The sequence below is a fragment of the bacterium genome, assembly GCA_041649255.1.
Lineage (GTDB): Bacteria > Hydrothermota > UBA3073 > JACQXS01 > JAQTXJ01 > JAQTXJ01.
Genome location: JBAZNK010000001.1, coordinates 304325 through 330633, shown reverse-complemented (window position 1 = coordinate 330633; position 26309 = coordinate 304325). Strand labels below are relative to the sequence as shown.

Below are 26309 nucleotides of genomic sequence, written 5' to 3'. Positions count from 1 at the left end.
ACTGGTCAGTATATTTTTGACTATACGGTCACTTTATACCAAACAATACGATTGTCAATTTTATTCTTCTAAAGATGCCTCTTCTATTGGCATCATTGTGGCTTTTGCAAGGTTTTCGAAGCGAGTATAATCTTTAATGAATGCTAATTCAAATTTTCCGATAGGTCCATTTCTTTGTTTTGCTACGATAATTTCCGCCTTGCCTTCGTTTTCATCCGTTCTGTGGTAATGCTCTTCCCTGTAAACAAATGCGACAACGTCTGCATCCTGTTCGATTGCTCCTGATTCTCTTAAATCGGCTAACACAGGACGATGTCCGGGCCTTTTTTCTACTTCTCTTGAAAGCTGGGATATTGCTATTATGGGTATGCTTAATTCTTTTGCCAGTCCCTTGAGAGAACGAGAAATAGAAGAAATTTCCTGTTGTCTGTTTTCAGAGTAGGGGCCCGTTACGAGTTGCAAATAATCTATGATTATTAATTTTATATCTTGTTTGCTTTTTAATCTACGGGCTTTGGCGCGAATTTCAAGAATTGGTATGCCGGGGGTATCATCAATAAAAATGGGAGCTTCGGACAATGCTCCTGCGGCGCGGGTTAATTTAGGCCAATCACTTTTTTTAAGAAAGCCACCTCTCATTTTTTGAGCGCTTACTCTTGCCTGAGAGCACAACATTCTCATAACTAACTGTTCTTTTGTCATTTCCAGGCTGAATATTCCTACGGGAATATTTTCGTTTATGCCCAAATGTTCTGCTACATTCAAACAGAAAGAAGTTTTCCCCATAGAAGGTCTTCCTGCCATAATTATAAGGTCCGCCACCTGAAAACCTGCGGTTAATTTATCCAATTCTACAAATCCGGCAGGAATTCCCGTTATATATTGTTGTTTTTCTGCCAGGGCTTCTATTAATTCAAAAGTCCTTGTCAGAATAGGTTTTATGTGGGTAACGCCTTTTTCTATTCGTTTTTCTCGTAACGCAAACATACTTTGTTCCGCGAGGTCTAATAGTTCATCTACTTCGGCAGATTGCTGATAGCCGGATTGAATAACGGTATTGCAAACCCTTATCATATCTCTAAGGGTTGCCATATCTTTGACTATTTTAGCATAATGAGATACGTTACTTGTGGTTACGATGCTATCCAGAAGGTCGGCAAGAAAAACTTCTCCTCCAATAATTTCGAGCAAATTACGAATTTTTAATTCGTTTGATAAAGTTACAAGGTCAACGGGAATATTATTGTCATAAAGCTTTATGATAGCCGAAAAAACTTGTCGGTGAGCATCAAGATAAAAGGAATTTTCGTTTATGGATTCTACTATTCTGGATATTGCATCTCTTTCCAACATCATCGCGCCCAATACGGCTCTTTCAGCTTCTATTGATTGGGGCTCCTGAAAGGATTTATTGTTCGCCATATAATTTTTTTAGTGTTTGAAAATCTTTTTCCGTGTCTACTCTCCATGCCGGGTGATAAAGTAAAGCCGCAGGATGGAAAATAGGAACGACTTTTACGCCTTTATAATCGTATATGTTTCCCCTAATTTTATTGAATGGAAATTCCAGTCCAAGTAAAAAATGAGTAGAGTGTCTCCCGAGAGAACATATTATTTTAGGTTTTATGATTTCAATTTGTTTATCAAGCCAGTGATGGCAAGCTTCGATTTCGTTTGGCAAAGGGTCTCTATTAGCGGGCGGGCGACATTTTAGAATGTTTGCAATGTATACATTTTCTCTTTTTAATCCGATAGCTGCTAACAAGCCTGTAAGAACTTTGCCGGCGCTTCCCACGAATGGTCGTCCGGTAGAATCTTCTTCTGCGCCGGGAGCTTCGCCGACAAACATAAGTTTGGATTTGGAATCGCCTTCACCGAATACGATATTTTTTCTTCCTTTGTGGAGCTCGCAATCCGTACATTGCATTACTGATTTTGAACACTCTGCAAGTTCCGGATTGTCGTTTGGCAAGGGAGGATTAATTTTAGGAACAGGAACATACTTCTTTTCAGGTTGAGTGGGAGAAGGAATATGTGGTTTTGGTTTTTTGTCTGCTAAAGGAGTAGGTGAAGAGACAGGAACAGGATTTGTGTCTGTTAGAGATAGTGATTCATTTTTCATAATTTTAATTAAGTTTGCTGCAATTTTCGAATCGAGTTTAATTTTAGTTTTGCCAAGCAGTCTTTCATTCATAAGCCACTCATAAATAACGTTTTTAAAATCCGAGCTCATCTTGAATAGTGCAAATATTACGTTAATAGATTGCTTGTGTCAAGACAAAAAAAAGACAGACAACAAAGAGAATTTTTAGCCACAGATTTGCACGGATAAGGGCACAAAAACAGCAGATTTATTTTAACAGGGATTTGAAGAGAACCTATAAAATATTTGCCGGAGAGAATACAGAGAAGATAAAGATTTTAATTACGAATGGACAGCATTTTATCTGAAGCGGATAAAACTTCATCTACGGTTATGGATTTAATGCACCTGAAGTCTTTGAACTTACAACTTAATGGTTTTTGGGAGTAATAAAAACAAGGGCTGCAGGGAAGTTCTTTCCTGACAATTATGTATTTAGTTTTATAAGGATATACCCATTTAGGGTTGGTAGGACCGAATATAGAAACACATTGAACATTTAAGCTTGCGGCGATGTGCATTAATGCAGAATCAGAACTTATAAAAAGAGAACATTTTTCAATAAGAGCAGAAGTTTCCCGCATAGTAGTATCATTTACAAGAAAAGCATTTTCTCCTATCATTTTTTGAATGTCTTCTTTCAGGTCTTTCTCAGCGTTGCTACCGAATAAAAGGATCGTAGCGTTGTATTTTTCTGCCAGTTCTTTGCCAAGTTCTCCGAATTTTTCTTTATCCCAACGCCGCTGAATTTGATTTTTGAAAGGGGCTGTGCCTGCGTGTATGCCTATCAGTGTTTTGTATTTAAGGTTTCTTTCCCTGAGCCAGTTGTCGGCGAATCGTTTATCTTTATCTGTGAGATATATTTTAGGTTTTCCCCATAAAGGTTGTCCATCTTCTGTCAGTATGGATTCGTCTTCTTTTATTTCTGTTGATAAATTGGCAAGAGAAACAAGCCGTATGTTTTCTTCAATATCGTGTTTTTCATCGTCTTCCGGTATTGTTTTATTATTCAGGAATCCTAAATTTTTTGTCGTGAATTTATTGTATTTATGTGCTATACGTATTTTTGCGCCGATGATAAAGTTTATTAAGTTATACTCTATACGATTGGCAGGGTAAGAAAGGATGCTTATGTCTATTTTTTGCTTTCTTAAATTCAATAAAAAAGCAAGGGATTGGAAAATGGGTTTATTGATGAAGTCCCATAATATTACTTCGTTCAGATAAGGATTCTCTTCGAGTATTTCCCGGGAACCCTTGAACATAACGAGAACGGTTATATGCGAATTGAGATATTTTTTTCTAAGGAGCTTTATCATTGGCGCAGCCATAAGCGTATTGCCTATGCCTGCCAGACTAATTACCAATATTTTCATTCTGCAATTTGGGAAAAATCGGCTATTTTTTCAAAAGATGAATTTACTAAGTTAATGAGTGCAAGCCTGTTATTGCGTAAGTTAATATCTTCTGCCATAATGAGGATTTTGTCAAAGAAGTTATTTATCAGAGGAGCCAAACCAAGCAGCCAATTCAAGGCATTTTGATAATCTTTTTTCTCAACATATTCATCAAAATTTTGTTTAGTAGAAGAAAATTTATCCCACAATTCCTTTTCTTTCGGTTCTTTTAATAAATTTTCCTCAAACTCTAAACTCTGAACTTTAAACTCTGGATTTTTCAATATGTTTCTTATTCTTTTCGTGGCCATAACAAGATCCATAAAATCTTGGTTCTTTATATGTAATAAGGAAAAAAATTCTTTTCCTCTTTCTTTGGCATCAAAAATATCATTATTTTCAATAGAGAGAACAGCATTAACTATATCATATCTGATGGTCATGTTTTCAAATTGTGTTTTTACTCGCTGTATAATAAAGTCATGAATGGAATTGACTATATCTTCGGTTTTTGTATCGGAATTAAAAATCAAAGGAGTTTTGACATCTCTAGTTTTTTGTAATTTTTGAGCTTCTACAAATTGAAAATGGTACCTTTGGATTGCAAATCTTATAATTTCCTTTAATTGAATATGTAATTCATTTTTTAAAATAATAGTTATAAGTTCATTTGTTGCCTGTCGTATGCCGAAAGGGTCAGAAGAGCCCGTTGGAATCTTATTAATTATGAATGGAGCTACGATAGTGTCAATCCTGTTTGCTATTGCTAATACCACACCTTCAGGAAATTCTTGAATATTATATCTGGCAGGGGAGACTCTGCAAATTAACGTATCTACTATTTTAACATTTTTATTCTGTTTTTCTGCTAATATAGCTCCATATAAACCTTCCAGACTCGTAAATTCTTTACCATCTTTTATCATATTGGTTGCTAAGTCAGCAAGACAAAGGGTTGCTGATTCCTTTAATATATTCAAATCCAAATTAAAATTATATTTTGCTGTTATATATTCGGAAAGGTCTACTAATCTTTGTGTTTTATCATAAAGTGTTTCAAGTCCGGCTTGCCATACTATGTGTTTTAACTTTTCAACCCTGTCTTCTAATGGAATTTTTAAGTCTTCATTATAAAAGAACTCTGCATCTTCAAGCCTTCCTTTAAGGATATTTACGTTTCCCTCCCTAATTTTAGCCATATCTTCGTCTATAGTATTTGCGACTACTATGAAATAATTAGATAAATTTTCAATATTTGTTATTGTATATTCTAAATCGGACATAGTATCTGTTCTCCAGCTTTTTGGTATCCTGTTTCTCCAAGAAATAGAAACATTCTCCTCATTCTTATTCTTTTCTAAATGAAAATAACGTTGATGAACTCGCATTGCCGTTGTAATTACTTCAGGAGGTAATAAATTAAGATATCGTTTATTAAATTCGCACAAAATAACTTTTGGAGATTCAACAAGATTTGTAACTTCTTCTATTAGTGTATAAGAAGGTTTAAAATCTAAATTGTTTTTTTGAGCAAGCATAATAGAAGAATCAATAATTCGTTCTTTCCTTTTTTCCGAGTCAGCAATTATTCCTTTTTCTTCAAGTAGTTGTTCATATTTATCCGGCATATCAATAGTAATAGGAATATCTCCTCTTAACCCCTGACTTATTCTGCCTGATTTTACTCCTGCAAGTTCAAACTCAATTATGTCTTCTCCGAACAATGCTACAAACCAACGTATTGGACGGGCAAACTTAATGCCTGTCGGTTCCCATTTCATAGATTTTTTGAATTTGATATTCTTTATAATGTCAGGCAGAGAGGATTTTAGAATCTCTATTGTGGGTTTTCCCGTTACTGTTTTTTCACAACAGATTACTTCTTTTTTGCCTTTAGCTTTTGTTTTTATGGATTCGACCGGAACTCCCTGAGAATTTGCAAACCCAATAGTTGCCTGAGTCATAGTTCCATCCGGATTGAACGAAAGTTCTTTTGGTGGGCCAAATACTTCAATTTTCTTATCTTCCTGTGTGTCGGGAATATTCAATATTAATACTGCTAATCTGCGGGGTGTATAATATACTTTAGGTTCTTCTTTGTAAGATAGACTATTGGATTTAAACAGTTCAAGTATGCCTGTTTTTAGTTGAGAAGTTGCGTTTTCTAAGCAACCGGCGGGCAATTCTTCAACGCCTATTTCGATAAGAAAATCTTTCATCTTATTCATTTTTACAAAATTAACTTAATTAAAGTTTTTGTCAAGTAGATACAAATGAACGTAAGTAAAAGTTTTCACCGCAGAGGACACAAAGAAGAGAAAAGTTTTTTAACAGGGACTTTAAGAGATTTCACGAGAAAAGGAAACAAATAAAGTTCAGAGTAAAATAAGAACAGGGGCAGAAAATCGCCCCTGTTCTTAATAAGTTATATTCTTATTTAACAACCACAACCTTTTTTGTTCCCCTAAAATTTCCTGCTTCTACGTTACAGAAATAAATACCTGTCCCGAGAGATTCCGTGCTGATTGTTTTAGTGTATGTGCCGTTGCCGAGCGTTCTGTCTTCAAGTGTTTGAACTAATCTTCCGGTTAAGTCAAAAAGACTAATATTAACATTCATTGTATTAGGAACGGAATATGAAACGGAGAAGTTTTTATTTACCGGATTATTGGAATAGGAAATTGCAAAATCGTTTTTAATGGGTTTATTTTCTTCTATTGCCGTATAATTTCTCATTATTGCTCGTATGTTCCAATTTTTATTAAGACCTGCAGCTGCAATCGTCATCCATGAAGCTTGTTGATCAATGGAAACATATTCTCTAGTTGCAACCATAGGTCCCGCATCATCTCCAATGCGGCCTCTGGCAGATAATACTGCCCAAAAATCTACATCCGCATCACAGAATATCGGTGATGGGAGGTCTATTCTATTCCATGTGCTGTCGCCAGTTGCATTATAAGACTGGGTCGTTATTTGTGTGCCTGGAGACGATGTAGTTCCATTTCCGTATAAGTAAAAAGTCCCAGTATAAGAAGAAGGAGGATTCCTATGGCAAAAAATAACTGCGATTAAAGTTTCTCCAACCATAGGAGTAAATCTTACTCCCGCACAGATAATTCCAAATGTGTCCTCGTCTGAATCATATAATCCAGCTCCTGAAACATTTACGCCATCGTAGTATAAAGTATCTTCGCCTGATTTTGCTGTTATTGTTTGTACAACATTTTCTCTTGTTGAATTGCGAACAGTAGCATTATATCCAACGGGCATTAAAAAATTTCCGATAAAAATAAAAATAAAAACATTCATTTTTCCTCCTTTATTTTAAAGTAGTATCAAATAAAAATTTATAAACTTCGCTTTTTCTTTTTTTTATCATAGGCATTCCTCCTTAAAAGTCTATAATATTATAAATAATTATAGACTTAACGTATGTTTGTCAACATTTTTTGTTTTGAAAACATTTTTTGCTTATGCAAGTAAATTCGGCACTGTATTTTATTCCCAATATTTATGAAATTTCTATTGACAAAAATACAATATGATATCAAAAATATATATAGTATATTGGTTTAAAGAATTTAATTGTTACTAAGCAGGAGGGGAAAAATGAAAAAAAGTTTTTATGGTATGATGATATGTTTAATGTCATTATTTTGTGTTTCTAATGCCAAAAGTTTTACTTTGCCGGAATTACAGCAGGCAATAAAAGATAAAGGCGCAAAATGGACTGCCGGACATACTTCAGTATCGGATTTATCGGACGAAGAAAAAGCAAAATTATGCAGTACGATGCCGACTCCTCCGGAAATTCTTTCCGGGCACGAAGATAAGAGAGAAGTAAAAGGGAAACTTAAAGCTGCCATAGATTGGCGTAATTATAATGGCAAGAATTGGATGACTCCGGTAAAAAACCAGGGGAATTGTGGTTCTTGTTGGGCTTTTGGGACTATTGGGGGATTTGAAGCACGTCTGAAGATAGCTTATGAGAAACCGGATACGAATATAGATTTATCCGAACAGTTTTTAGTTTCTTGTGATGACGGAAACGGCGGGTGTATGGGTGGTTCACTTGGTACGGCGGCAACATTTGTACAGGCGACCGGGGTTCCTCCCGAGCTTTGTTTCCCGTATCAAGAATCTGACCTTGCCTGTACTCAGCGGTGTTCAAACTGGCAATCACAAGTAGTTAAACCCTTTAGTTGGAACTATATGTCTACGGGGAATATTGCTCAATACAAACAGGCTCTTCAAGATGGACCAATGGGTTGCCAGATAACTGCAAAGAAAGATTTTTTCTACTACACAGGCGGCGTTTACAGTCCTGTTTTGTCGGATAGCGGAGACAAAACTCTCTATAATCATGGGGTAACATTATGCGGGTATGATGATTCAAGGGGGGGAACAGGCGCATGGCTTATTAAAAATTCATACTCAACAGGTTGGGGAGAGGCTGGATATGGCTGGATTGCATATGGTTCGGAATCAAGCGAAGGCCCCGGACTTCCTGTCTATTTTATTATATTGGACAATACTAATCCACGTATATCTTTAAATAACAAGACAGTTCTTGAGCCTGATAATAACATATGGGATCCCGGTGAGCAAATCAGTATAATTGTAAATCTTAGAAACTTAGGTCTTACTGCTTCAAATGTTGTCGGAGTTGTATCTACAACTAATGGCAGTATTACTGTGAATACAAACTCTGCAAATTTCGGTTCTATTGCTACAAATGGGCTTGTAGGTAATTCATCAACACCGTACAAAGCAACGGCAAGTCTCGGGGCTTCAATCCCGCAGGACGTATCGTTTAGTTTACATATTACTGCTGATGGTGGATACTTAAAAGATACTTCTTTTACGGTGCGCTTAGGTTGTGTATCCGGAGACACGCTTAAATCATTTGCTTCACCTGCCGGGACTGTTTACGGGCTTGCATTTGATGGCACTAATTTATGGGCATCCATTAGTTCGGACTATAAGATATATAAGCTTGATCCCATAACCGGTCAGCAAATTAGTTTTATAGGCACACCAAATAGTGAAACTTGTACCGATATAAGTTGGGACAAGACGGATGGTAACTTGTGGGTTCACAGTAGGAGCGGAAAGAAGATTTATAAAGTGAATTCTTCAACCGGTGCTGTTATTACTTCTTTTGCCTCTCCTGCCACATATCCAACCGGATTAGCCTTTGATGGGACTAACCTATGGGCAGTTGATATGACAGGATATAAAATATACGAAGTTAGTCAAACTGGGACTATAGTATCCAGTTTTGACATTCCTTTAACTCCTCCTACAATGAAACAATATGCGGCTCGTTGTCTTGCATTTGACTCCCGCGGAGCTAATGGAGGTAGTTTGTTATTAGCGATGACATATTTGTCTTCAGCGACAGTATGTGATTCGGTTGTAGTATGGGAATTAACAAAAACAGGTGGAATAGTTGGGAATCATCGAATTGCCGTTTTACCTCAATATGGAAGGGCGATAGATGTGAATCCTTCTACGGATGAGTATTGGGTAAACAGTGAAACCCCTGCCAAAATTTATAAAGTAAATGGATGTTTTTATGGTACGCCGGTAGAAGAGAGTAATAAGTTTATGTCTGACAATTCAAAGTCCCTTGTTATTTCACCTAATCCGAGTCAGTCTAAGACCTCTATTAGTTTTAATTTGCCTAAAACCACGAAAGTAACGATAAACATATATGATAAATCCGGGAAATTTATTTACGCTCTTGTAAATAAAGAACTTAATGCAGGAAGTCATACTATTAAATGGGACGGGAAAGGTATTGATGGTAAAATGGTTTCTGCCGGAATTTATTTTTATAAGATAAACTGGGATGGCTGTTCGTGTACGAGAAAAAGCGTTATAATAGAGTAGCAATTTAAATGCCTGTTTCCTTTATTATAAATGGGACTTTTAAAATTGTCTTTATTTTAGTATTATAGAGAGACTTTATTTTCTCCTCCGAGGTAAGTACACCCCTTGATAAAAGTTTAATTATTGACAAAGGCAGGTTTGTGTATTAGTGTGCAGGAGGTATAACGGGAGGTGATATTATAAAGCATATAAAAGTGGTAATAATTTTTATATTTGCTTGCATTAAGTAAGCAATGAGTATTTTAGAAAAGGAGATGAAATGAGAAAAGCTATATTTTTAGCGTTTTTGGTGGCAATAAGTATTTCGGCAGTAGAGGCAAAAAAAACCGTTCTTTTGCCGGATGGGTATAATATGACTGATTTTGAAAAAGGGACAGGGGCTAAAACATTGCCGTTTGACACTTTAATTCCTATATTAGACGGGTACCTTGCGTGTTGGCAAGCTCCTTATCGTATTGCACTTGAAGCAACTCAACTTACTCCAGCTTCTCCATGTTCTGTAATTGCGATATTGTATGGTGTTATGTCTCTAACACCAAGTGCTTCAAAACAATGCAGTTTATTTGTGTGGGAAGATAATGCAGGTTCGCCGGGAAACGTTCTTTTCCGATCGGAAGTTACGGTTACAACAGATACTACTAAGGTTGCTATTTTCCCCTGTAATATAACTCCCCCTGTCTATGTTACAGGTCCCTTCTGGGTTGGTAATTGCGAGTGGGATACTCTTTTCCCAACATCTATTGTTGATAGTAGCTGTCAAAACAGTAAATATGATAGTGCCGGGGTATGGGTAAACGACTATTCGGATTATATGCATTTTGCTGTTGTAGATTATGCTATTAGCGTAGAAGAAAAAGTTACCTCCCCATCGGTTGTTACTTTGAAAGCATCACCAAGTCTTTTTTCGAATAACACTTCTATTTCTTATTCAGTCAAAGGGAATGATAAAAACGTTCAAATCGGTATTTATGATATAACCGGAAATTTGGTTAAAGAACTCGTAAACGGAAAGTACAATACAGGAACTTATACTACTTGTTGGAATGGATGCGACAAAACGAATAAACCGCTTAACTCCGGTGTTTATTTTTGTAACCTTGTTTCAGGCAATCAGAAAATTACCAACAAAGTTATATTGATGAAGTAAAAAATAATAGAAAAAAAGGGGATGATTTTTTTATCCCCTTTTTTTATAAGGAGAAAAATGAAGAAGATTATGTTTGTGGCAGTTTTGATGGTGTTAAGTATTTTGGCATTAGAAGCTAAAGAATCCGTTCTTTTGCCGGAGGGTTATAAAACCAGTAATTGGGAACAGGTGTTGGCAAATAAAACATTAAATCTCGACACTTTATGGCCACAATTAGATGGTTCTTTGGCATGGTGGACAGGCGACTTTTGTATTGAATATGAAGCAACTCAACTTACACCTGCTTCTCAGTGTTCTGTAACGATGATAGTTCATGGTGTTTTTTCCGAAACAGGAAACGCTTCAAAACAATGCAGTTTATTTGTATGGTCGGATAATGCAGGTTCTCCGGGAAATGTTCTTTTTAAAACAGAATATACTGCTTTTGTACAAAATGCGGGCTATCTTGAGTATAACCAGTGTCCTATAAACCCGCCTATTTTTGTCTCAGGCCCATTTTGGGTAGGTAATTATGAGATGACTTCCGGTTATCCCACATCCGTTGTTGATAGTAGTTGTCAAAGCAGCAAGGGCCGTAAAACTCTTGGCGATCCATGGGAAGTAGATGCTGCCGATTATCTACATATTGCTGTTGTAAATTATGATGCCGGAGTAGAAGAAAAAGTTACCTCCCCATCGGTTGTTACTTTGAAAGCATCACCAAGTCTTTTTTCGAATAACACTTCTATTTCTTATTCAGTCAAAGGGAATGATAAAAACGTTCAAATCGGTATTTATGATATAACCGGAAATTTGGTTAAAGAACTCGTAAACGGAAAGTACAATACAGGAACTTATACTACTTGTTGGAATGGATGCGACAAAACGAATAAGTCTCTTAGTTCCGGTATTTATTTCTGCAGCCTAACTTCAGGCAATCAGAAAATTATTAATAAGATGATATTAATAAAATAATAGGGAAAAGGTAACAATAAGATGGCAAAGATTTTAGTATCACTCCTTTTTGCGAGTTTGGTATTTGGCGCTCCTCAATACGTGATGACGAAGTCCGTATTGTGCGGCGGTGGGAATAGTTCGTCTTCTACCAGTTATGTCCTTAAGGATGCAATCGGGCAGCCTGTAATCGGGCAGTCCGGTTCTTTAAATCGTATTGAACAGGCCGGGTTTTATAACTATATTGGCGAACATATGATTGGCGTTCAAAGCGATTCATCTAAACCAAAGGTTTTTAGCCTTTCAAGACCATTTCCAAATCCTACTACAAAAGGATATGTTAATATAAGCTATAGTGTTCCGAAAACAAGCCAGGTAAACATAAAAGTCTATAATATAGCCGGTGGAGTAGTTAAGACACTGGTAGCCGGGGAACAGTTACCCGGGTATTATAGTCTAAAATGGGGTGGTGTTTCAGATCGTGGCGCAAGAGTATCAAACGGGATTTATTTTATCCGTATGGTATCATCGGAATTCAAATCAACCAAAAAGCTTATACTCGTGAAATAAAGGTGTTTAAAAGAAAAGGGCAGGCGGTTGCGCCTGCCCTTTTCTTTTGCTTTAAATTTATAGTTCCCGTTTACTTCCTGCAGGAGTATTTATTTGTTTGTGGTGGATAACAAAGTATCATTTTCTGTTACGAATTCTATTAGAGTTTCTGTTGTTGTATCGTCGTATCTTTTTTTAAATAGTCCCAGATTTGGTCTATACCATTCGTAGTAAGTTGTATTAGTAGTACCTGATCCAAACATTGTTGAAATTTTTTCTTCCAAAAAATTAATCTCAATTTGATATTCATTTCCATTTATTCCTGTTATGTTTGCGGTTGTATGCAAAGTTATTTTTATTGTATCTCCAAGGACTACTTTACTTGTATTAAAAGAGTACGTCCATGAATTATGTAAACTTAGAGGTAGCTCTAACCATGGTAGCCAACATATAGCAATGGTATCTTCCCGTCCTAAAATGTTCATAGTATAAAAATATAATTTTTCTATTTTTTCTTTCCCTTTGCACCAATATTCCTTTTTTCCATTTCGTTCCACTATAAAGCTTTGTTTGCCATAGATGGTATTTGTGTCTGTAACGGCAACTTTTATTGTGTTGTTAGAGGGCAGTGTTGAATAAGTTGCAGAATTGTTTATTTGTAATGGAAAATAATCTGCACCTGTTCTAAAACACAGAGGGCTTTGTTTGCAGGAAGTGAATAAAATTACGATTAAAAAGATAATAACTCCGGATAAGGAACAATATTTCATTGAAATAAAATGATATTTAAGTTTCCTAAAAAGTCAATTATAAAAATTTTTATAAGGAGAGAATAAGAAATTAAGGAGTTTTTAGTTTTGTTCCTACATAGAAGGTAAGAGATAATCCCTTAGGAACTGTATGCCAGGAAATTTCCTGTCTTACGATAATATCTTTTGTGCTTATTAAAGGAATTAGAATGCCTATAGTTGAACAAATACCTTTCTCGTTTTCTATGGACTGATTTATTTTTCGTGTTATATAGTATGCTCCGATGCCTCCAGTTATTCGTGTTTTTTTAATGAATTTTAATTTTACGCCTTCTGTAATTTTAAATACATCTATATTTATATTGGTTTGGTTAAAAGAAGTTGCCCTCAATTCGGATGTGCCTGCTATTTTATTAACTTTTGCTATTTCCCATCTTAAACTGACTTCTTTCCCTGATGTAGCTGTGTTTGCAAGTTCCCCCATTGGAGCAATTAGTCCAAGCCCTAACATTAAAATATTCATTTCTAATTTGCGGAAGTTTTTAATAAAAAGCTTTCTAATAACTTCATCTTGGAATTTCTTTTATTTCAAAAGCCTCTATAATATCATTTGCTGCACATTTGAAATTGACGCCAATCCCACATTCCATACCAGTTTCTACTTCTTTAACGGAATCTTTTATTCGTTTTAGACTTTCTATTCTACCTTCATAAACTATATTCTTTTCCCTTAGTACTCTTACTTTTGCTCCTCTGACGATTTTCCCTTGAAGAACGTAGCATCCTGCTATAAAGCCTACGTCTGTTATTTTAAACACTTGTTTAACTTCGGCTCTACCCAATTGAACTTCTTCAAATTTTGCAGGCAATAAGCCTTTAAGTGCTAATTGTATATCTTCGATTACTTCATAAATAATGTTATAGGTTCTGATTTCAATACCTTTTTCTTTGCTTAGTTGTGTGGCATTGTTGTTTTCTTTTACGTTAAATCCTACTACTATTCCTTTACTTGTTGCAGCAAGAAGAATGTCAGATTCATTAATTTCACCTACTCCTTTATGCAGAATACGAATTTTTGCTTCTTCTTCCTTTAGGTGTTCGAGTGCGTCTGCGATTGCTTCTGCTGAGCCGGCTACATCTGCTTTTATGATAAGTTTAAGTTCGTTTATTTCTCCTGCTTTTAGATCTTTTTGTAGTTGTTCAAGAGTTACCGGTTTTGTGCTTTTGTCTGAAATATCTTTTTGTGCTGTTTTTCGTTCTTTTGATATTTCACGGGCCAATTTTTCATCTTTCACAACAGTGAAAGTATCTCCAGTTTCCGGCAACTCATCAAATCCACCTATCTGAACCGGCTCAGAAGGATGAGCTTTTGACTTATGTTTTCCCCATTCATCATACAATGCCCTAACTTTTCCACTAGCGTTTCCGGCAATTAAAGGTTGCCCTACTTTTAGTATCCCATGTGTTACAATAGCAGTTGCTACCGGACCTTTTCCTTTATCTAATTTTGTCTCAATAATAGTCCCTCTTGCAGGTATGTCTATAGTAGTTTTTAATTCTAGCAATTCTGCCTGAACAATAATTGCCTCTAGCAATTCTTGTACTCCTTCTCCTGTCCCGGCAGATATGTAACAACAAAGGTTTTCTCCACCATATTTTTCTGTAACTATTTTATGTTCCAATAATTGAAGTTCTACTTTCCCGGGTATAACGCTGGGCAAATCTATTTTATTTACCGCTACTATTATAGGAACATTTGCATCCCTTGCGTGGTTGATTGCTTCAACCGTTTGCGGCATTACACCGTCATCCGCAGCAACAATTAATATTACGATGTCAGTTATTTTTGCTCCTCGGACTCTCATAGCTGTGAATGCTTTATGCCCGGGAGTATCAATAAAAGTAATATGTTTTTCTCCTATTTTAACTCTATATGCCCCTATATGTTGGGTGATTTTTCCTGCTTCTGTTTCCGCTACATTATTATGGCTTATGTAGTCAAGTAATGTAGTTTTCCCGTGGTCAACATGTCCCATAATAGTAACTATCGGATCCCGAGGGATATTTTCTTCTATTTTTTTCTCTTCCTCTACGTAAGTAGGGATAAGTTCGGCCTCATAACCATATTCTGCCGCTATTGTAGCAGCCGTATCAAAATCTATTCTTTGATTGATAGTTACTAAAAGCCCCATTGCAATACACTTTGTAATAAGACTAATTGGATTTTCTCCTAAAAGTTGAGCAAGGTCCTTTACCGGCGTATTGGAACTAATTTGTATTTTATTGACTATAGTATTTTCTTGTGAAATGTCTTCTTTCGCTTTATATTTTTTGGGTCTTTCCCCCATTTCAATTTTTGTTATAGTTTCTCTGACTCTTCTTTCGGTTATTATCTTGTCTTTTTGTTTTTTTGCAGCGGTTATTACAGGTTGTGGTCTATATGCGTGTGCTCTTATTGTCTGTTTTGCTTTTTCTTCCGATTTAACTGCATCTTTTTGTGTTTGCATTCCTTTTTTGCATTCTTCTATTATCCCATCGGTCAAAAAAGCAGTCGAGCTAACTACTTTATGTCCTAACTTATTGAGTAATTTCATAAGGGCTTTACTTGATATATTTAATTCTTTTGCTACTTCGTAAAGTCTTTTCATTTTTTATGGATTGTCTATTTCTACTTTTTCATTCGTATTCTGCATTTGGTTAGATACTATATGATATATTTCACTAGCTCTTTCTTCTCCTATTTCTGGTACTTTTGCAAGTTGTTCTATTCCCTTCTCTAGGATATCGGCTGTTGTCATAAATCCATTATTTACCAAAAGGTTTTTAGTATTGCTGTCTAATTCTTTAATAAAGGTAATACCTTTATTTTTAAATTTACTTTCGGATATTATATCTATTTTGTAGCCTGTTAATTTTGATGCCAATAATGCATTTTGCCCACCTTTTCCAATGGCTTTAGGCAAATCCTCATCTTTTACTATAACACTCATTTTTTTATTGTCTTTGTCAACATCAGATTTCAATATTGTAACATTGGATAGAACTCTACTTACTAATGTTTTTAGGTCTGTGGAATATTGTATAACATCAATTCTTTCGTTATTAAGTTCTTTCATAATAGCTTCTATTCTTGATCCTCTTACTCCAACACATGCGCCTACAGGCTCTATCTTTACATCGTTTGATATAACTGCTACTTTTGCTCTAATTCCCGGTATTCTTGCAACAGCTTTAATTTGAATAACATTTTCTTGTATTTCGGGGATTTCTTTTTCTAATAACTTTTTTAATAAATTTGGATGACTTCTTGACATTAGAACTTCGCCATTGGATGTTACATCTAATATATAACCTTTTATTGGATCTCCCTGATTATATCTCTCGCCTGGTATTTGTTCCCGCGCAGGAAGGATGCCTTCCGCGTCTTTTAATTTGGCAATAATTTCATTTTTATCTACTTTTTGTACTGTTCCTACTATTATTTCGTCTGTTTTTTTAGTGTACACTTCTTTTACTTTCTCTTTTTCTTTTTCTTTTATTTTTTGTTCTAGTAATTGTCTCGTTAAAATAACCGCACCTCTTCCAAGACTTTCAAAAGGAATTTTAACCTTAATTTCTTTGTCAAGAGCTGCTGTTTTTATTATCTCTTTAGCTTCTTTAAGAGATATCTCCATTGTTAAATTAATTGGCTCGGTTACCACTTTTTTTATAAGAAACAACTCTATGCTTCCATCTTTTTCAGAGATATTTACTTCTGATTTTACATTTTCGCCTAATTTAGTTTTTACAACACTTTTAATGGTGTCTTTAAATAATTCTATCGCGTGTTCCTTTGATAGGCGTAAGGATTGCGACATTTGATTTATTGCGCTTAATACGGTTCCCATAATATCTCTTTTGTTAAGGGGTAATAGCCTTAAATTTTGTCTTATCCTCTTTATAAATGTTTTGAATAGTTTCTAAAACAAGTTCTTTATTTATTTTTGTATTTATTTTTTTGTCTCTAGTTTTTATTTCGACTTCATTTGTTTTAAGGGAGTTTTCCCCTATTATTATCTGGATTGGTATTCCTATAAGATTGGCATCCTTAAATTTAACTCCTGCGCTTACATCCCTGTTGTCAAACAGAGGGTCGAAATTACTAAGTTCAGAGTATATTTTTTCAGCAGTAGCTTTTATATCGGGAATGCTTATATTCAAGGGAATAATAATTACTTTAAATGGAGCAATTTCCATTGGCCATATTATGCCCTCAGAATCATTATGTGTTTCAATTGCTGCTGCCATTATTCGTTCTACTCCTATTCCATAGCTTCCCATATATATGGATTTTTTCTGTCCATTTTTGTCGAGGACAGTTGCTCCTAAGGGAGTTGAGTATTTTTCCCCGAGGTCGAAAATATGTCCCAATTCAATAACAGGTTCGAGAGTAAGTTCTTTGTTACATTTCGGGCAGGGGTCTCCATTATTCGGAATTTCGATGTCTGCCCATTGAGTTACTTGAATATCTCTTTCTATATCTACTCCTGTAAAATGGTATAAATTCTCATTTGCTCCTGTAACTAAATTGTTGCTATTTTTAAGTGAATTTGCGGCAAGCACTTTTATTTGTTTTGAGAGATTGACTGGTGATATATATCCTACATCGGCGTTAATAAGAGTCTTAACTTCATTGGGAGTCGCGATTCTAAAAGTTCCCTTTGTCTCTGTATTAGCTATCTTTATTTTATTTAATTTGTCCATACTGATTTCGTGATTTCCTCTTAATAATACAAATACGGGTTCGGCGTCATAAAAATATAATATGCTTTTCATCAATTTATCTGCAGGCACGTTTAAAAATTTAGATATTTCATCAACGGTGCCTTTTACGGGTGTATGCACTTTTTTTAATTCGGAACTTTGTTCTTTTGTGTCGTTTCTAATTTCTCCAATTTTTCCTGTTTCTTTATTAGCGGAATATCCACAATTCTTACAAATTACAATAGAGTCTTCACCATATGGAGAAGATACCATAAACTCTTCTGATTTTCCACTGCCCATTAGTCCGGAAGAAGCATCAACAATTTTATAACTTAATCCACAGCGATTAAGGATTTTTTCATAAGCAGTTCTATGTTTCGCATAACTTTCCATAAAAGAAGTTTCATCTATATCAAAAGAATAAGAGTCTTTCATAATGAATTCTCTGGCTCTTAAAACTCCTCCACGAGGTCTTGGTTCATCTCTAAATTTAGTCTGAATTTGGTAGAAAATACATGGTAATTCTTTATAAGAATGAATCTCTTTGCTTACAAATTCCGTTATAGGTTCTTCGTGAGTAGGGGAGAGGCATAATTCTCTATTCCCTCTATCTTTGAGTCTAAAGATTTCTGCACCCCAACCTGCAAGTCTCCCTGTTTTTGCCCATAATTCTGCAGTAGACAATGCCGGCAATAGTATTTCTTGAGCTCCTATGCTATTCATTTCTTCTCTTATAATGTTAATGATATTTAAACATATTTTCCAGCCAAGTGGTAGATAAGTATGGACACCACTAATGCTTTGTCTTATAAGCCCGACTCTTATAGATAGAGAATGAGATGGGATCTCTACATTTTTCGGTTGCTCTTTAAGAGTTGGTAAAAAATTTTCTGTCCATTTCATATAAAACATCCGCCTCAGCGGTGATAATTTTTTGTATAATAAAAAAACCTGAGATTTCACTTTTATATAAAATCTCAGGTTTTTATGCTTTAGTGTTTCTTTTCCTTTTCTTTATCTTTATCGTGTTTTTCTTCTTCTTTGTGTTCTTCTATTTTCTTTTCCGTTGTTTCTTCTTCAATCTTTTCTTCTTCAAATTCTTCTTCAATTTTTTCGAGTAAGTTCTTTTCGTCTTTCATTTTTACTAATACGGTATATATAAGGGTTTGTCCTGCGCTCCATATGCTGACTCCATAAGCCATAACAAAGAATAGTATGAAATAGAAACTTATACCGACTAGGAATCCGCCAACAATTTCTGCCCAATTTCCAACTGACCATGTAGGAGGTGCAATTATTAATACCGGTGCGACTCGAGATACTACCTTTTCAATCCAATCAATAGTTGGAATTGCGGGCAAATAACAAATTCCACGAGTCCAAATTATATCCCACCATCCTCTTGGTCCTGCCCACAAGCCACAACCCCATTCCATCAAGACCAGCCCTTGTTTAACAATCCATCCAAGAACAAGGGTTCCTATTATCGCGAATAAGCCAACAAGTATTTCCCACAATATTAATCTCCATGTCTGATCATTTAAGCAACTGAATACTTCAAACAGGGTATCAAAAACATCAGATTCACTGGAACCTGCTATAGAAGGCCCTATTATCAAACTTACTAATAGGACAATCCCGAGATATACTATAAATATGGAACCAAAGGCTACAGGAATAAAGAACATTCCAGCGAACAATTGTCCTGCATAAGGTATTCTTCCAATTAGTCCACATACAAATCCAACAACTAATAAAGAGGCGATAAATATCATAAGAACCAAAGGAGAAAGCATAACTGCTTTCCACTGTTTCATTGAATATTTTACAGCATCAGTAATCTCATAAAATTCATCTCCTCGTAATTGTTCAATAGTAAGTTTAGAGATTGCACCTATGGAAATAAAATTAACCCCAACAAATAACGCCAACCCTAAAATCCATAATGCCCAATTATACCATGCAAAAGAAGTTTCTCCTATTATCGGGAGGGGTATAAGTTTATATGTTTGCCAGATACTTATCCAATTCCAATCAAAACATGTGAGGTAAGCACAGTAAGTTAGTATAGAGTACAAAACAGTCCCTATAAGCAACCCAAGAGTAGCGACCCATATTTTTTTAGCAGAAAAGCCTATTCGTGGCGCTCTCAGGATATCTGTAAAATTAAACTTCATCTTTCCTCCTTTTTTCTTCTCTAGTATTTATCCTTTACTAAGTTAGATAAGCTACAATATTTAAAAGCACGCTTTTGTCAACAAAAAACTTTTTAACTCTGTTTATTAAAAAACGATTTATCTTTCTTAATAAATAACGATCCAAAATCAATTTATTTAATCAATATGAGTTTGGTCTTCTTACTAAAAATAGGTGTTTCTAAACTAATAAAATAAACTCCCGATACAAAAGATTTCGTGTCCAATGTTACTTTATTAAGTCCCTTATTCTGTTCTTTATCAAGAATAGTTTTTACAACTTTTCCTGTAATGTCATAGATATTTAATTTTGTTTTACAGTTAGAGGGTAAAGCGTATTCAATGTTAACCGAGCTTGTGGAAGTAATAGAATTGCATTTTAGAACAAATTCCTGTTCAGGAGCTTGAGAATGTGCTATTCCGACATTGCCCACATCTACTTCTTCCAGTTGTCCCCAATTTCCCCATCCGCGAGAATTATTTCCTCTAACGTTATACCAGTATTTACCATAAGGTTTGCTTGTTATATAATAAGATGTGTCTGTTATAGTGCTAGAGATACTAGAGATAGTGCCAAAAGTAGGTACAGGGTAAATGTCGTCAATGTATACTCCAAGTTGTGCTGTTCCTGCATCATATGCATTTCTAAATCTTATATATAGAGACTTGTAACCTGACGGGAAAGGATATGACTTTCTATTCCACGTATTATGTGTGCCCGTAAAAGAATCTCTCATTGCCCATTCTTTTCCGTCTTTTGACACTTCAAACCAACACCAATCCACATTGTTCTCATGATAAACCCATATCCAGAAAGTAATGGAATCTGCTTTAGGAAGGGGATAATTAGATGTCATAGCCGTAATCGCACCGTTTGACCTCCCCGAGAAATAACTTTTACTTCCGCTATGTTTTTGGGTTGTTGCTAATGCAAATCCCTCCAATGTCCACCAACCTCTATCCGATTCGGCGTCATCCGTGTTTAATGTCAAGGTTTTGTATTCCTGCAATTCATATTTATCTGCAAGTCGTTTTTCCCATTTTATCGTGAAATTAGTCGGGACAGAATCTATCGCCTGAATTTCAGGAGCTTTAATCTTTGTAGTTAACGTATTCTTTACATAATTTGCCGTATCTGCAAGAAAAAACAACCCTTTTAAATTATTACTTACTTCGTTCAACAAAATAGAACCTGTTGGATTAGCAGTATTACACGCTTCTACGCTATAAACAAGCATATTTTCACCTTCAACTTCAAGCGCATGTCCGTACTGCCAGTCGTCGCTTCCACCGGTAACTCCGGCTCCAACATAAGTATAAATCTGCTGTCCGCTATAACTTCCAATAGTGCTTGCTAATTGTCCTCCGACAGTGCTCATTAAAGCACCATCCGGTGTCGCATCCGATTTGTATCCCCATGGCCACAAGACCGTTCTCGAATAAGTATGATAGGATACAAGAATATTTACATCAATAGTCTTAAGTAAATTACTTATATGTTTAACTCCCGAATCCTGAAATGGTGCATATCCACAAAATGTTATCTGTGTGGTGCCAAAAACTGCACGACCTCCCCATTCACCTGCTATCTCCCCATTACAAGCGCCATTCCAATTACGGTTTGGGTCCATTGCCGGGGTCTGACGGTCTTTTCGCCAAGTCGAGTTTCCTCCATCGTGAGAGTATGCATAGCCATCGGGGTTTGAACAAGGTATTATCCAAAATTCTCTTGAATTAATCAAATTTGCAATATGTGTATCCGAACCATATTTTTTTGTAAGCGTGTCGGCAAAAGTCAAGGGTATTAAAAGTCCGGGCCACTCATCAGCATGCTGGTTTCCCATAACAAGGAATGTCGGCTCATCTTCATCAGTATTTACATTATCCGAAATTTTTAATGCAAGAACATCCTTTCCTTCAACCGTTTTGCCAATAACGTACAATTTTGCAATAGAAGGATAAGTTGAAGCTATCGTATTCATTTTTGTAGTAAATTCACTATAAGAAGGGTAATCTGCTTTAACGGATTCTAAGTATTTTCCATAATCCGGAAGTATTATGGAAGAGCCCTTCCCTAATGTGTTAAGCTCTTCCTGAGATACTATGATATCTACCCATTTCCCGAATTCACATCCCGCAACATCATATTGCTGAAGTTCCGAAATAGTTGTATTGTAAACCCTTACCAGCATTTTAGGACTTTCCGTTTTAGGTTGATAAGTATTCGGAATATTTATCCCTAAGACCAGAGATAAAAAATAAATAAACATAAAACCTCCTTGTTTTAGTTTTTTGTTTTAATAATTAGGCACTTTAAACAAATATATATTTTCTATTTTGTTATTTTTTAATGCGAATTCCAATGAATATCCGACATAAGTTCCGGGTGTTTTAAAGGCAGACAAAAATCGGATTAAGATGTGGTCTTTAGCTGTAGCTACATTCGTATATTTGAAATTACATTTTTCAGTTTCGTCAGGAAAAAAATGCCGAATAAGTTTATTTGCCAATGCCGGATTGTCGGTAGATATTAGAGATTTTTCTATTTCTGTTTTAATGTTCATAATTTCATTCGGAACACTATCCATCTGGCAATTAGTGTATGGATATTTCTCCGCAATCACCATTTTATAATTATTTCCATTCAGGGCGTTTACCCATTCAGGAACTTTTTTATTGGCATAGCATCCTACAAATAATAAAACCTGTAATATACATAACCACTTAAACTTAAACACTTTATAATTCTAACGACTATTTTACTTCTACGGCACCAATCGAATTCCTTTATAAGAAAATGAATTTACCTTTTTCTTCGTAAGAATTGTTTTTAACTTTATAGAAATAAATTCCTGATTTCAGTTTTTTACCTGTGTTATCGTGTCCGTCCCAGATTAAAGTAGTTACAGGTGAATTATCGGTAACAGTAGAGAAAGATTTAACTGCTGATCCGCTCAAATCGTAGATTTGCAAGCTAATTTTTGTTCCTTGGGCTACTCCTGATAATCTGAAATTAGCATTTCCGCTTGCCGGATTAGGATATATTTTCGTTAAGGGACATGTAAAATCCGTTTTTTCGGAAATTCCTATAGCTACCGTGTCTTTATGAACGAGCAAATCAGGGTCACCAAGTAAAGTAAAACCATATTGCAAAAGTCGTTCCTGGTCACTTGAATGAGCGCCTGCTGCGTGGGCTCCCTTAGTTGTAGAAAAAGCATATCCTATTGGATTGTCGTTGTCCTTGAATAATGAAACGGCCATTTCCTTCATCAAATTATCAGAGTTAGGATTAAGTCCAACACAAGCATTTCCTGTAAAGGCAATTGCGCCTCCACTAGGAGCAAGCATAAAACCTTCTGATGGACAGTCTTCTTGATGGAATCTGACGACTTTACAGGCAATTGTATTGAATACGAATAATTTATTATATCCATTCGTTAATGCTAAGGCATCGGCCAGCTTAATTGACTGGGTTTTAGCAGAATTCGCATAGAGACTTACCGAATCCCCATGAGATGACCAGCATACAAAATGAGGTCCTGTATTTAGTTGGGCTATGGCTTGTGTTTTTCCGCTAAAACCATCACTCTCGTAAAATTTAGTAAAATCATATTTTGCCGGCATCTGCCCTGCAATTTCATCCATACGAGCATCAAAAGTCGAAGTTGGTGCTATAAATACTCCTCCTGTCATATTTAATACGTAACCAAGAGCTGTATTTGTTGTATAACTTTCTATTTTATCCACAAGTATTTTTGCTTCACCTACGCTTCCTGCAGGTAGTCTCCCTACAATTACATCAGGAGCCATATCCGGGATACTGTCATACCACGGGTCACCCCAGTTTGCATCACTGTTGCTGTTCCATGGCCCATTAAGGTCTGAAAAATACAGGTCACATGTAATTCTTTTGTCATCCGTTACCATAGCAATTCTCCACCAGCACTTTCTTGTTGGAACTATATTTGTGTCCCCGCAAAGTGCAACATATACTGTCCCATGATTCGCAAAATAATCCTTTAAAAAATACCAGACTTTTTCCGCATCGTCCCTGCCCGTATAATTACTAAGTATCCAGCTTACAGTTTTTACTTGAGCGGTCATTCCTTTTGCTATTTTCCAATTAGCTAATCTCTGGAATTCAGAAACAAGTGCATCGCTTGTGACAATTAAATACTCTGCTGTATCTGCAAGAACGGGTAAAAAACTAACTTCATTACTTACGACATCTTCAGGATTCGCAACTATTTCTTTTACCATTTTACGAAATACTTCTTTCCCGAGTTCTGTCTTTCTTAAATTAACGGAAAGGTCTTCTTTGTAATTAATAGTTAGTTCAACTTTAGAATAAACTTTTAACTTTTTCTCTGAAGGAATATATTTAACAGGATGGATGTTAAGATATACAATTTTGTATCCTCCCATATTTTGTTCCCCATACTCAACTAATTTTTCAGGATATTCTGCAGATGAACTATATGTCTTTACATCCGGTGCCATAAATGGAGCTTTGGTTTCTTCTGATACAACGGAAGGTAATTGAGCAGGATAAATGTTATATGCTCCTGAAATATCTTCACATTCCGTAGAATTTATAATTACATTTTCTAACTTGGCGTTAGAGGGTATGGATAATTGTACCATTTTAGATGGAAGCTGTGGTTTCCCCGCTTTATCTGTTAATTGCCCACCTTTAATCTTAACAACATCAAACCCATCACTTTGAGAAAAAGAAAGATTCCCCGTATCGAAAACGAATGTCTTTTTCAATGTCCCTGCATAAGAAACCATTCCTATGCTTAACAGGCAAAGAAGAATGCCTACCTTATACTTATTCATTTCCCCTCCTTAGAAACTCTTTGGCGATAGCCCTAGAGTTCCCTTATTGGCTATTGTTAATTCTTAAATATGTATCCTAAATATCTTTTCGTCAATACCAATTTTTATAATACTATTAAACTCTTTGTTGAAATGGCTTTTCCGTTTACATTTAATTTACAAAAGTACATTCCTGAACTTACTTTATGACTGTTATTATCTTTTGCATTCCAGTTTAAAGCCTTTGTTCCGGCTGACTGTGTCTCATTCGATAAAGTTTTTACAAGTTTTCCAGATATATCATATATACTTACGTTTACTTTTGAATTTTCTGCCAACATATAGGAAATAGTAGTTTGAGTAGTAATCGGGTTAGGCATAATGGAATTTAACTGTGTTGTTACTGGCAACAGTTCGGATTCTTCTGCTCCAACATAAGAAACCATTGCTCTTATCATAAAATCACTGGCATAATACTCCGGCATAGTCTCTGTAGGATTTTTCCACATTCCATAATCATACGCTACCATTCTGGCTCCGGCATTAAGCCCTCCATCCAACCCTAAAGACGTTTCCATATACCCTGCGCCACTTGAGCCCAACCCTACAGCTATAAAGAAATCTCCGCTATAAGACGGCTGTGTGGAAAAATTTACCGTGTACCATCCATTTGACGAGGGCGTGAAAGTAGCTGATGTGCCAAGCGTTCCGGGCTTGCCTGCATTATTACCATATACATAAGCAGTGGATTGCTTCCATGAACCTTCATATTTATACATATAAAATTTTGCGCTTGTAACTCTGCAATTTCCGGTCGGAGTAAACCTTACTCCATATCTTTCATAACACTCCGGTCAGCTTGCGCTCCAATAATGAAATGTGCTCATACTCCCGTTATCATATTTAATTTCGGTATCGCAAAAAATCGTATTGCTTAAACAAAATACTCCTGCGAGAATCCCTAAAAACCTAAAAGTTTTCCACATACTCCCTCCTTTTTTACTTGTTTGCAGGGGCGTATTTTTATCCGCTGTGGCGGAGCAATACGCCCCTGCAAAATAACTTTTATAACACCACTAATGTCTTTGTTAGAGTATCTTTCCCTGTCCTTAACTTACAGAAATACATTCCTGAACTTACTTTGTTTCCAAAATTATCTTTTGCATCCCAGTTTATCGTTTTTGTTCCGGTTGTTTGAATACTATTATCAAGAGTTTTTACTAATTTCCCGGACAAATCATAAATAGAAAGTTCTACTTTACTGCCTTGCTTCAAGGAGTAAGAAATAGTTCCGTTATTAACTATTGGGTTTGGACTTGCCCTGAGCGTAGTCGAAAGGGTTTTGATGTCTGCACTCTCTTCTACTCCTACATAAGTTACATTTGCTCTTAATACAAAATCACCGGGGTAGTCCGGACAATACCAACTTGGCAGGTTGTCCGCAACACCCATTCTATCATCATAGTTGAGACCATTGTCTATCCCTATTCCTAAATAAGCATCCATTTCCTGTGGACCTATAAATATATAAAAATCTCCCGCTATAACAGGCTGTGTAGATAAAGTTGGTGAAGAATATCCACCGCTTGAACCAACACTAAATGTCCCCTGACTCTTAAGAGTTCCCGGTTCGCCATCATCATCATCATAGACATATATCTCAAATGTTGCGGAAGAACCCGACTGATTTGCTATATAAACTTGTGCTCCGGTAACTTTTGAATTCGATTTTCCTGT

The 26309-nt window shown here is 35.8% G+C and carries 21 protein-coding genes; 4 read left to right on the top strand and 17 right to left on the bottom strand.

The features are described 5' to 3' along the window. Positions 1–60 precede the first annotated feature (60 nt). The 5 genes from dnaB to WC614_01350 form a co-directional block, all read right to left on the bottom strand. Positions 61–1422, bottom strand: coding sequence for a replicative DNA helicase (gene dnaB, locus WC614_01370; GenBank protein MFA5031646.1), 1362 nt, complete (start codon positions 1420–1422; stop codon positions 61–63). Then, positions 1409–2233 carry a uracil-DNA glycosylase gene (locus WC614_01365; protein ID MFA5031645.1) on the bottom strand — a complete coding sequence of 275 codons (825 nt, stop codon included), beginning with the start codon at positions 2231–2233 and terminating at the stop codon, positions 1409–1411. The genes dnaB and WC614_01365 overlap by 14 nt, the downstream gene beginning before the upstream one ends. Before the next feature lie 188 nt (positions 2234–2421). Continuing rightward, on the bottom strand, positions 2422–3519 hold the full coding sequence (locus WC614_01360) for a glycosyltransferase family 9 protein (protein MFA5031644.1): 1098 nt from the start codon (positions 3517–3519) through the stop codon (positions 2422–2424). Next, on the bottom strand, positions 3516–5768 hold the full coding sequence (gene glyS / locus WC614_01355; GenBank protein MFA5031643.1) for a glycine--tRNA ligase subunit beta: 2253 nt from the start codon (positions 5766–5768) through the stop codon (positions 3516–3518). Before glyS ends, WC614_01360 begins: the two co-directional genes overlap by 4 nt. A gap of 205 nt (positions 5769–5973) precedes the next feature. After that, a complete protein-coding gene (locus tag WC614_01350) occupies positions 5974–6852 on the bottom strand; it encodes a T9SS type A sorting domain-containing protein (protein MFA5031642.1) in 879 nt (292 codons plus the stop codon). A 300-nt stretch (positions 6853–7152) separates the two neighbouring features. On the opposite strand from WC614_01350, the gene WC614_01345 reads away from it, so the two are divergent. The 4 genes from WC614_01345 (at position 7153) to WC614_01330 (ending at position 12088) form a co-directional block, all read left to right on the top strand. Next, positions 7153–9438 carry a C1 family peptidase gene (locus WC614_01345; protein ID MFA5031641.1) on the top strand — a complete coding sequence of 762 codons (2286 nt, stop codon included), beginning with the start codon at positions 7153–7155 and terminating at the stop codon, positions 9436–9438. Positions 9439–9697: 259 nt separating this feature from the next. Beyond that, on the top strand, positions 9698–10585 hold the full coding sequence (locus tag WC614_01340) for a FlgD immunoglobulin-like domain containing protein (protein ID MFA5031640.1): 888 nt from the start codon (positions 9698–9700) through the stop codon (positions 10583–10585). Between the two features lie 57 nt (positions 10586–10642). After that, on the top strand, positions 10643–11539 hold the full coding sequence (locus WC614_01335; protein ID MFA5031639.1) for a FlgD immunoglobulin-like domain containing protein: 897 nt from the start codon (positions 10643–10645) through the stop codon (positions 11537–11539). Between the two features lie 21 nt (positions 11540–11560). Beyond that, the gene (locus WC614_01330) at positions 11561–12088 is read left to right on the top strand and encodes a FlgD immunoglobulin-like domain containing protein (GenBank protein ID MFA5031638.1); all 528 of its coding nucleotides are present in this window, start codon (positions 11561–11563) and stop codon (positions 12086–12088) included. Between the two features lie 89 nt (positions 12089–12177). On the opposite strand, the gene WC614_01325 is transcribed toward WC614_01330, so the two are convergent. The 12 genes from WC614_01325 to WC614_01270 form a co-directional block, all read right to left on the bottom strand. Further along, positions 12178–12837: a hypothetical protein gene (locus WC614_01325; GenBank protein MFA5031637.1), complete on the bottom strand. Its 660-nt coding sequence runs from the start codon at positions 12835–12837 to the stop codon at positions 12178–12180. A 70-nt stretch (positions 12838–12907) separates the two neighbouring features. Then, positions 12908–13339, bottom strand: coding sequence for a hypothetical protein (locus tag WC614_01320; protein MFA5031636.1), 432 nt, complete (start codon positions 13337–13339; stop codon positions 12908–12910). A gap of 43 nt (positions 13340–13382) precedes the next feature. Next, positions 13383–15464, bottom strand: coding sequence for a translation initiation factor IF-2 (gene infB / locus WC614_01315; protein MFA5031635.1), 2082 nt, complete (start codon positions 15462–15464; stop codon positions 13383–13385). Positions 15465–15467: 3 nt separating this feature from the next. After that, positions 15468–16703 (bottom strand): transcription termination factor NusA, encoded by a 1236-nt coding sequence (nusA, locus tag WC614_01310; protein ID MFA5031634.1) that lies wholly within the window; start codon positions 16701–16703, stop codon positions 15468–15470. Between the two features lie 13 nt (positions 16704–16716). Continuing rightward, positions 16717–18462, bottom strand: a complete 1746-nt coding sequence (locus WC614_01305) for a proline--tRNA ligase (protein MFA5031633.1) — start codon at positions 18460–18462, stop codon at positions 16717–16719. An 89-nt stretch (positions 18463–18551) separates the two neighbouring features. Next, entirely contained in the window at positions 18552–19736 is a 1185-nt protein-coding gene (locus tag WC614_01300) for a hypothetical protein (protein MFA5031632.1), read from the bottom strand. A gap of 152 nt (positions 19737–19888) precedes the next feature. Further along, positions 19889–22024: a M14 family zinc carboxypeptidase gene (locus tag WC614_01295; protein MFA5031631.1), complete on the bottom strand. Its 2136-nt coding sequence runs from the start codon at positions 22022–22024 to the stop codon at positions 19889–19891. A gap of 27 nt (positions 22025–22051) precedes the next feature. Next, entirely contained in the window at positions 22052–22492 is a 441-nt protein-coding gene (locus WC614_01290; GenBank protein ID MFA5031630.1) for a hypothetical protein, read from the bottom strand. Between the two features lie 49 nt (positions 22493–22541). After that, positions 22542–24593 (bottom strand): C25 family cysteine peptidase, encoded by a 2052-nt coding sequence (locus WC614_01285; protein ID MFA5031629.1) that lies wholly within the window; start codon positions 24591–24593, stop codon positions 22542–22544. A 104-nt stretch (positions 24594–24697) separates the two neighbouring features. Continuing rightward, positions 24698–25351: a T9SS type A sorting domain-containing protein gene (locus tag WC614_01280; protein ID MFA5031628.1), complete on the bottom strand. Its 654-nt coding sequence runs from the start codon at positions 25349–25351 to the stop codon at positions 24698–24700. Between the two features lie 75 nt (positions 25352–25426). Continuing rightward, positions 25427–25558: a hypothetical protein gene (locus tag WC614_01275; protein MFA5031627.1), complete on the bottom strand. Its 132-nt coding sequence runs from the start codon at positions 25556–25558 to the stop codon at positions 25427–25429. A 79-nt stretch (positions 25559–25637) separates the two neighbouring features. Further along, on the bottom strand, positions 25638–26078 hold the full coding sequence (locus WC614_01270) for a T9SS type A sorting domain-containing protein (protein MFA5031626.1): 441 nt from the start codon (positions 26076–26078) through the stop codon (positions 25638–25640). Between the last annotated feature and the right edge of the window lie 231 nt (positions 26079–26309).

Coding starts and splice junctions, on each gene's coding strand:
- WC614_01330 (MFA5031638.1), top strand. CDS start 11,561: ATGGCAAAGATTTTAGTATCACTCCTTTTTGCGAGTTTGGTATTTGGC.
- WC614_01285 (MFA5031629.1), bottom strand. CDS start 24,593: ATGAATAAGTATAAGGTAGGCATTCTTCTTTGCCTGTTAAGCATAGGA.
- WC614_01295 (MFA5031631.1), bottom strand. CDS start 22,024: ATGTTTATTTATTTTTTATCTCTGGTCTTAGGGATAAATATTCCGAAT.
- WC614_01320 (MFA5031636.1), bottom strand. CDS start 13,339: ATGAATATTTTAATGTTAGGGCTTGGACTAATTGCTCCAATGGGGGAA.
- WC614_01305 (MFA5031633.1), bottom strand. CDS start 18,462: ATGAAATGGACAGAAAATTTTTTACCAACTCTTAAAGAGCAACCGAAA.
- WC614_01280 (MFA5031628.1), bottom strand. CDS start 25,351: ATGTATAAATATGAAGGTTCATGGAAGCAATCCACTGCTTATGTATAT.
- glyS (MFA5031643.1), bottom strand. CDS start 5,768: ATGAATAAGATGAAAGATTTTCTTATCGAAATAGGCGTTGAAGAATTG.
- infB (MFA5031635.1), bottom strand. CDS start 15,464: ATGAAAAGACTTTACGAAGTAGCAAAAGAATTAAATATATCAAGTAAA.
- WC614_01365 (MFA5031645.1), bottom strand. CDS start 2,233: ATGAGCTCGGATTTTAAAAACGTTATTTATGAGTGGCTTATGAATGAA.
- WC614_01340 (MFA5031640.1), top strand. CDS start 9,698: ATGAGAAAAGCTATATTTTTAGCGTTTTTGGTGGCAATAAGTATTTCG.
- WC614_01275 (MFA5031627.1), bottom strand. CDS start 25,558: ATGTGGAAAACTTTTAGGTTTTTAGGGATTCTCGCAGGAGTATTTTGT.
- WC614_01335 (MFA5031639.1), top strand. CDS start 10,643: ATGAAGAAGATTATGTTTGTGGCAGTTTTGATGGTGTTAAGTATTTTG.
- WC614_01360 (MFA5031644.1), bottom strand. CDS start 3,519: ATGAAAATATTGGTAATTAGTCTGGCAGGCATAGGCAATACGCTTATG.
- dnaB (MFA5031646.1), bottom strand. CDS start 1,422: ATGGCGAACAATAAATCCTTTCAGGAGCCCCAATCAATAGAAGCTGAA.
- WC614_01325 (MFA5031637.1), bottom strand. CDS start 12,837: ATGAAATATTGTTCCTTATCCGGAGTTATTATCTTTTTAATCGTAATT.
- WC614_01350 (MFA5031642.1), bottom strand. CDS start 6,852: ATGAATGTTTTTATTTTTATTTTTATCGGAAATTTTTTAATGCCCGTT.
- nusA (MFA5031634.1), bottom strand. CDS start 16,703: ATGGGAACCGTATTAAGCGCAATAAATCAAATGTCGCAATCCTTACGC.
- WC614_01270 (MFA5031626.1), bottom strand. CDS start 26,078: ATGGATGCTTATTTAGGAATAGGGATAGACAATGGTCTCAACTATGAT.
- WC614_01345 (MFA5031641.1), top strand. CDS start 7,153: ATGAAAAAAAGTTTTTATGGTATGATGATATGTTTAATGTCATTATTT.
- WC614_01300 (MFA5031632.1), bottom strand. CDS start 19,736: ATGAAGTTTAATTTTACAGATATCCTGAGAGCGCCACGAATAGGCTTT.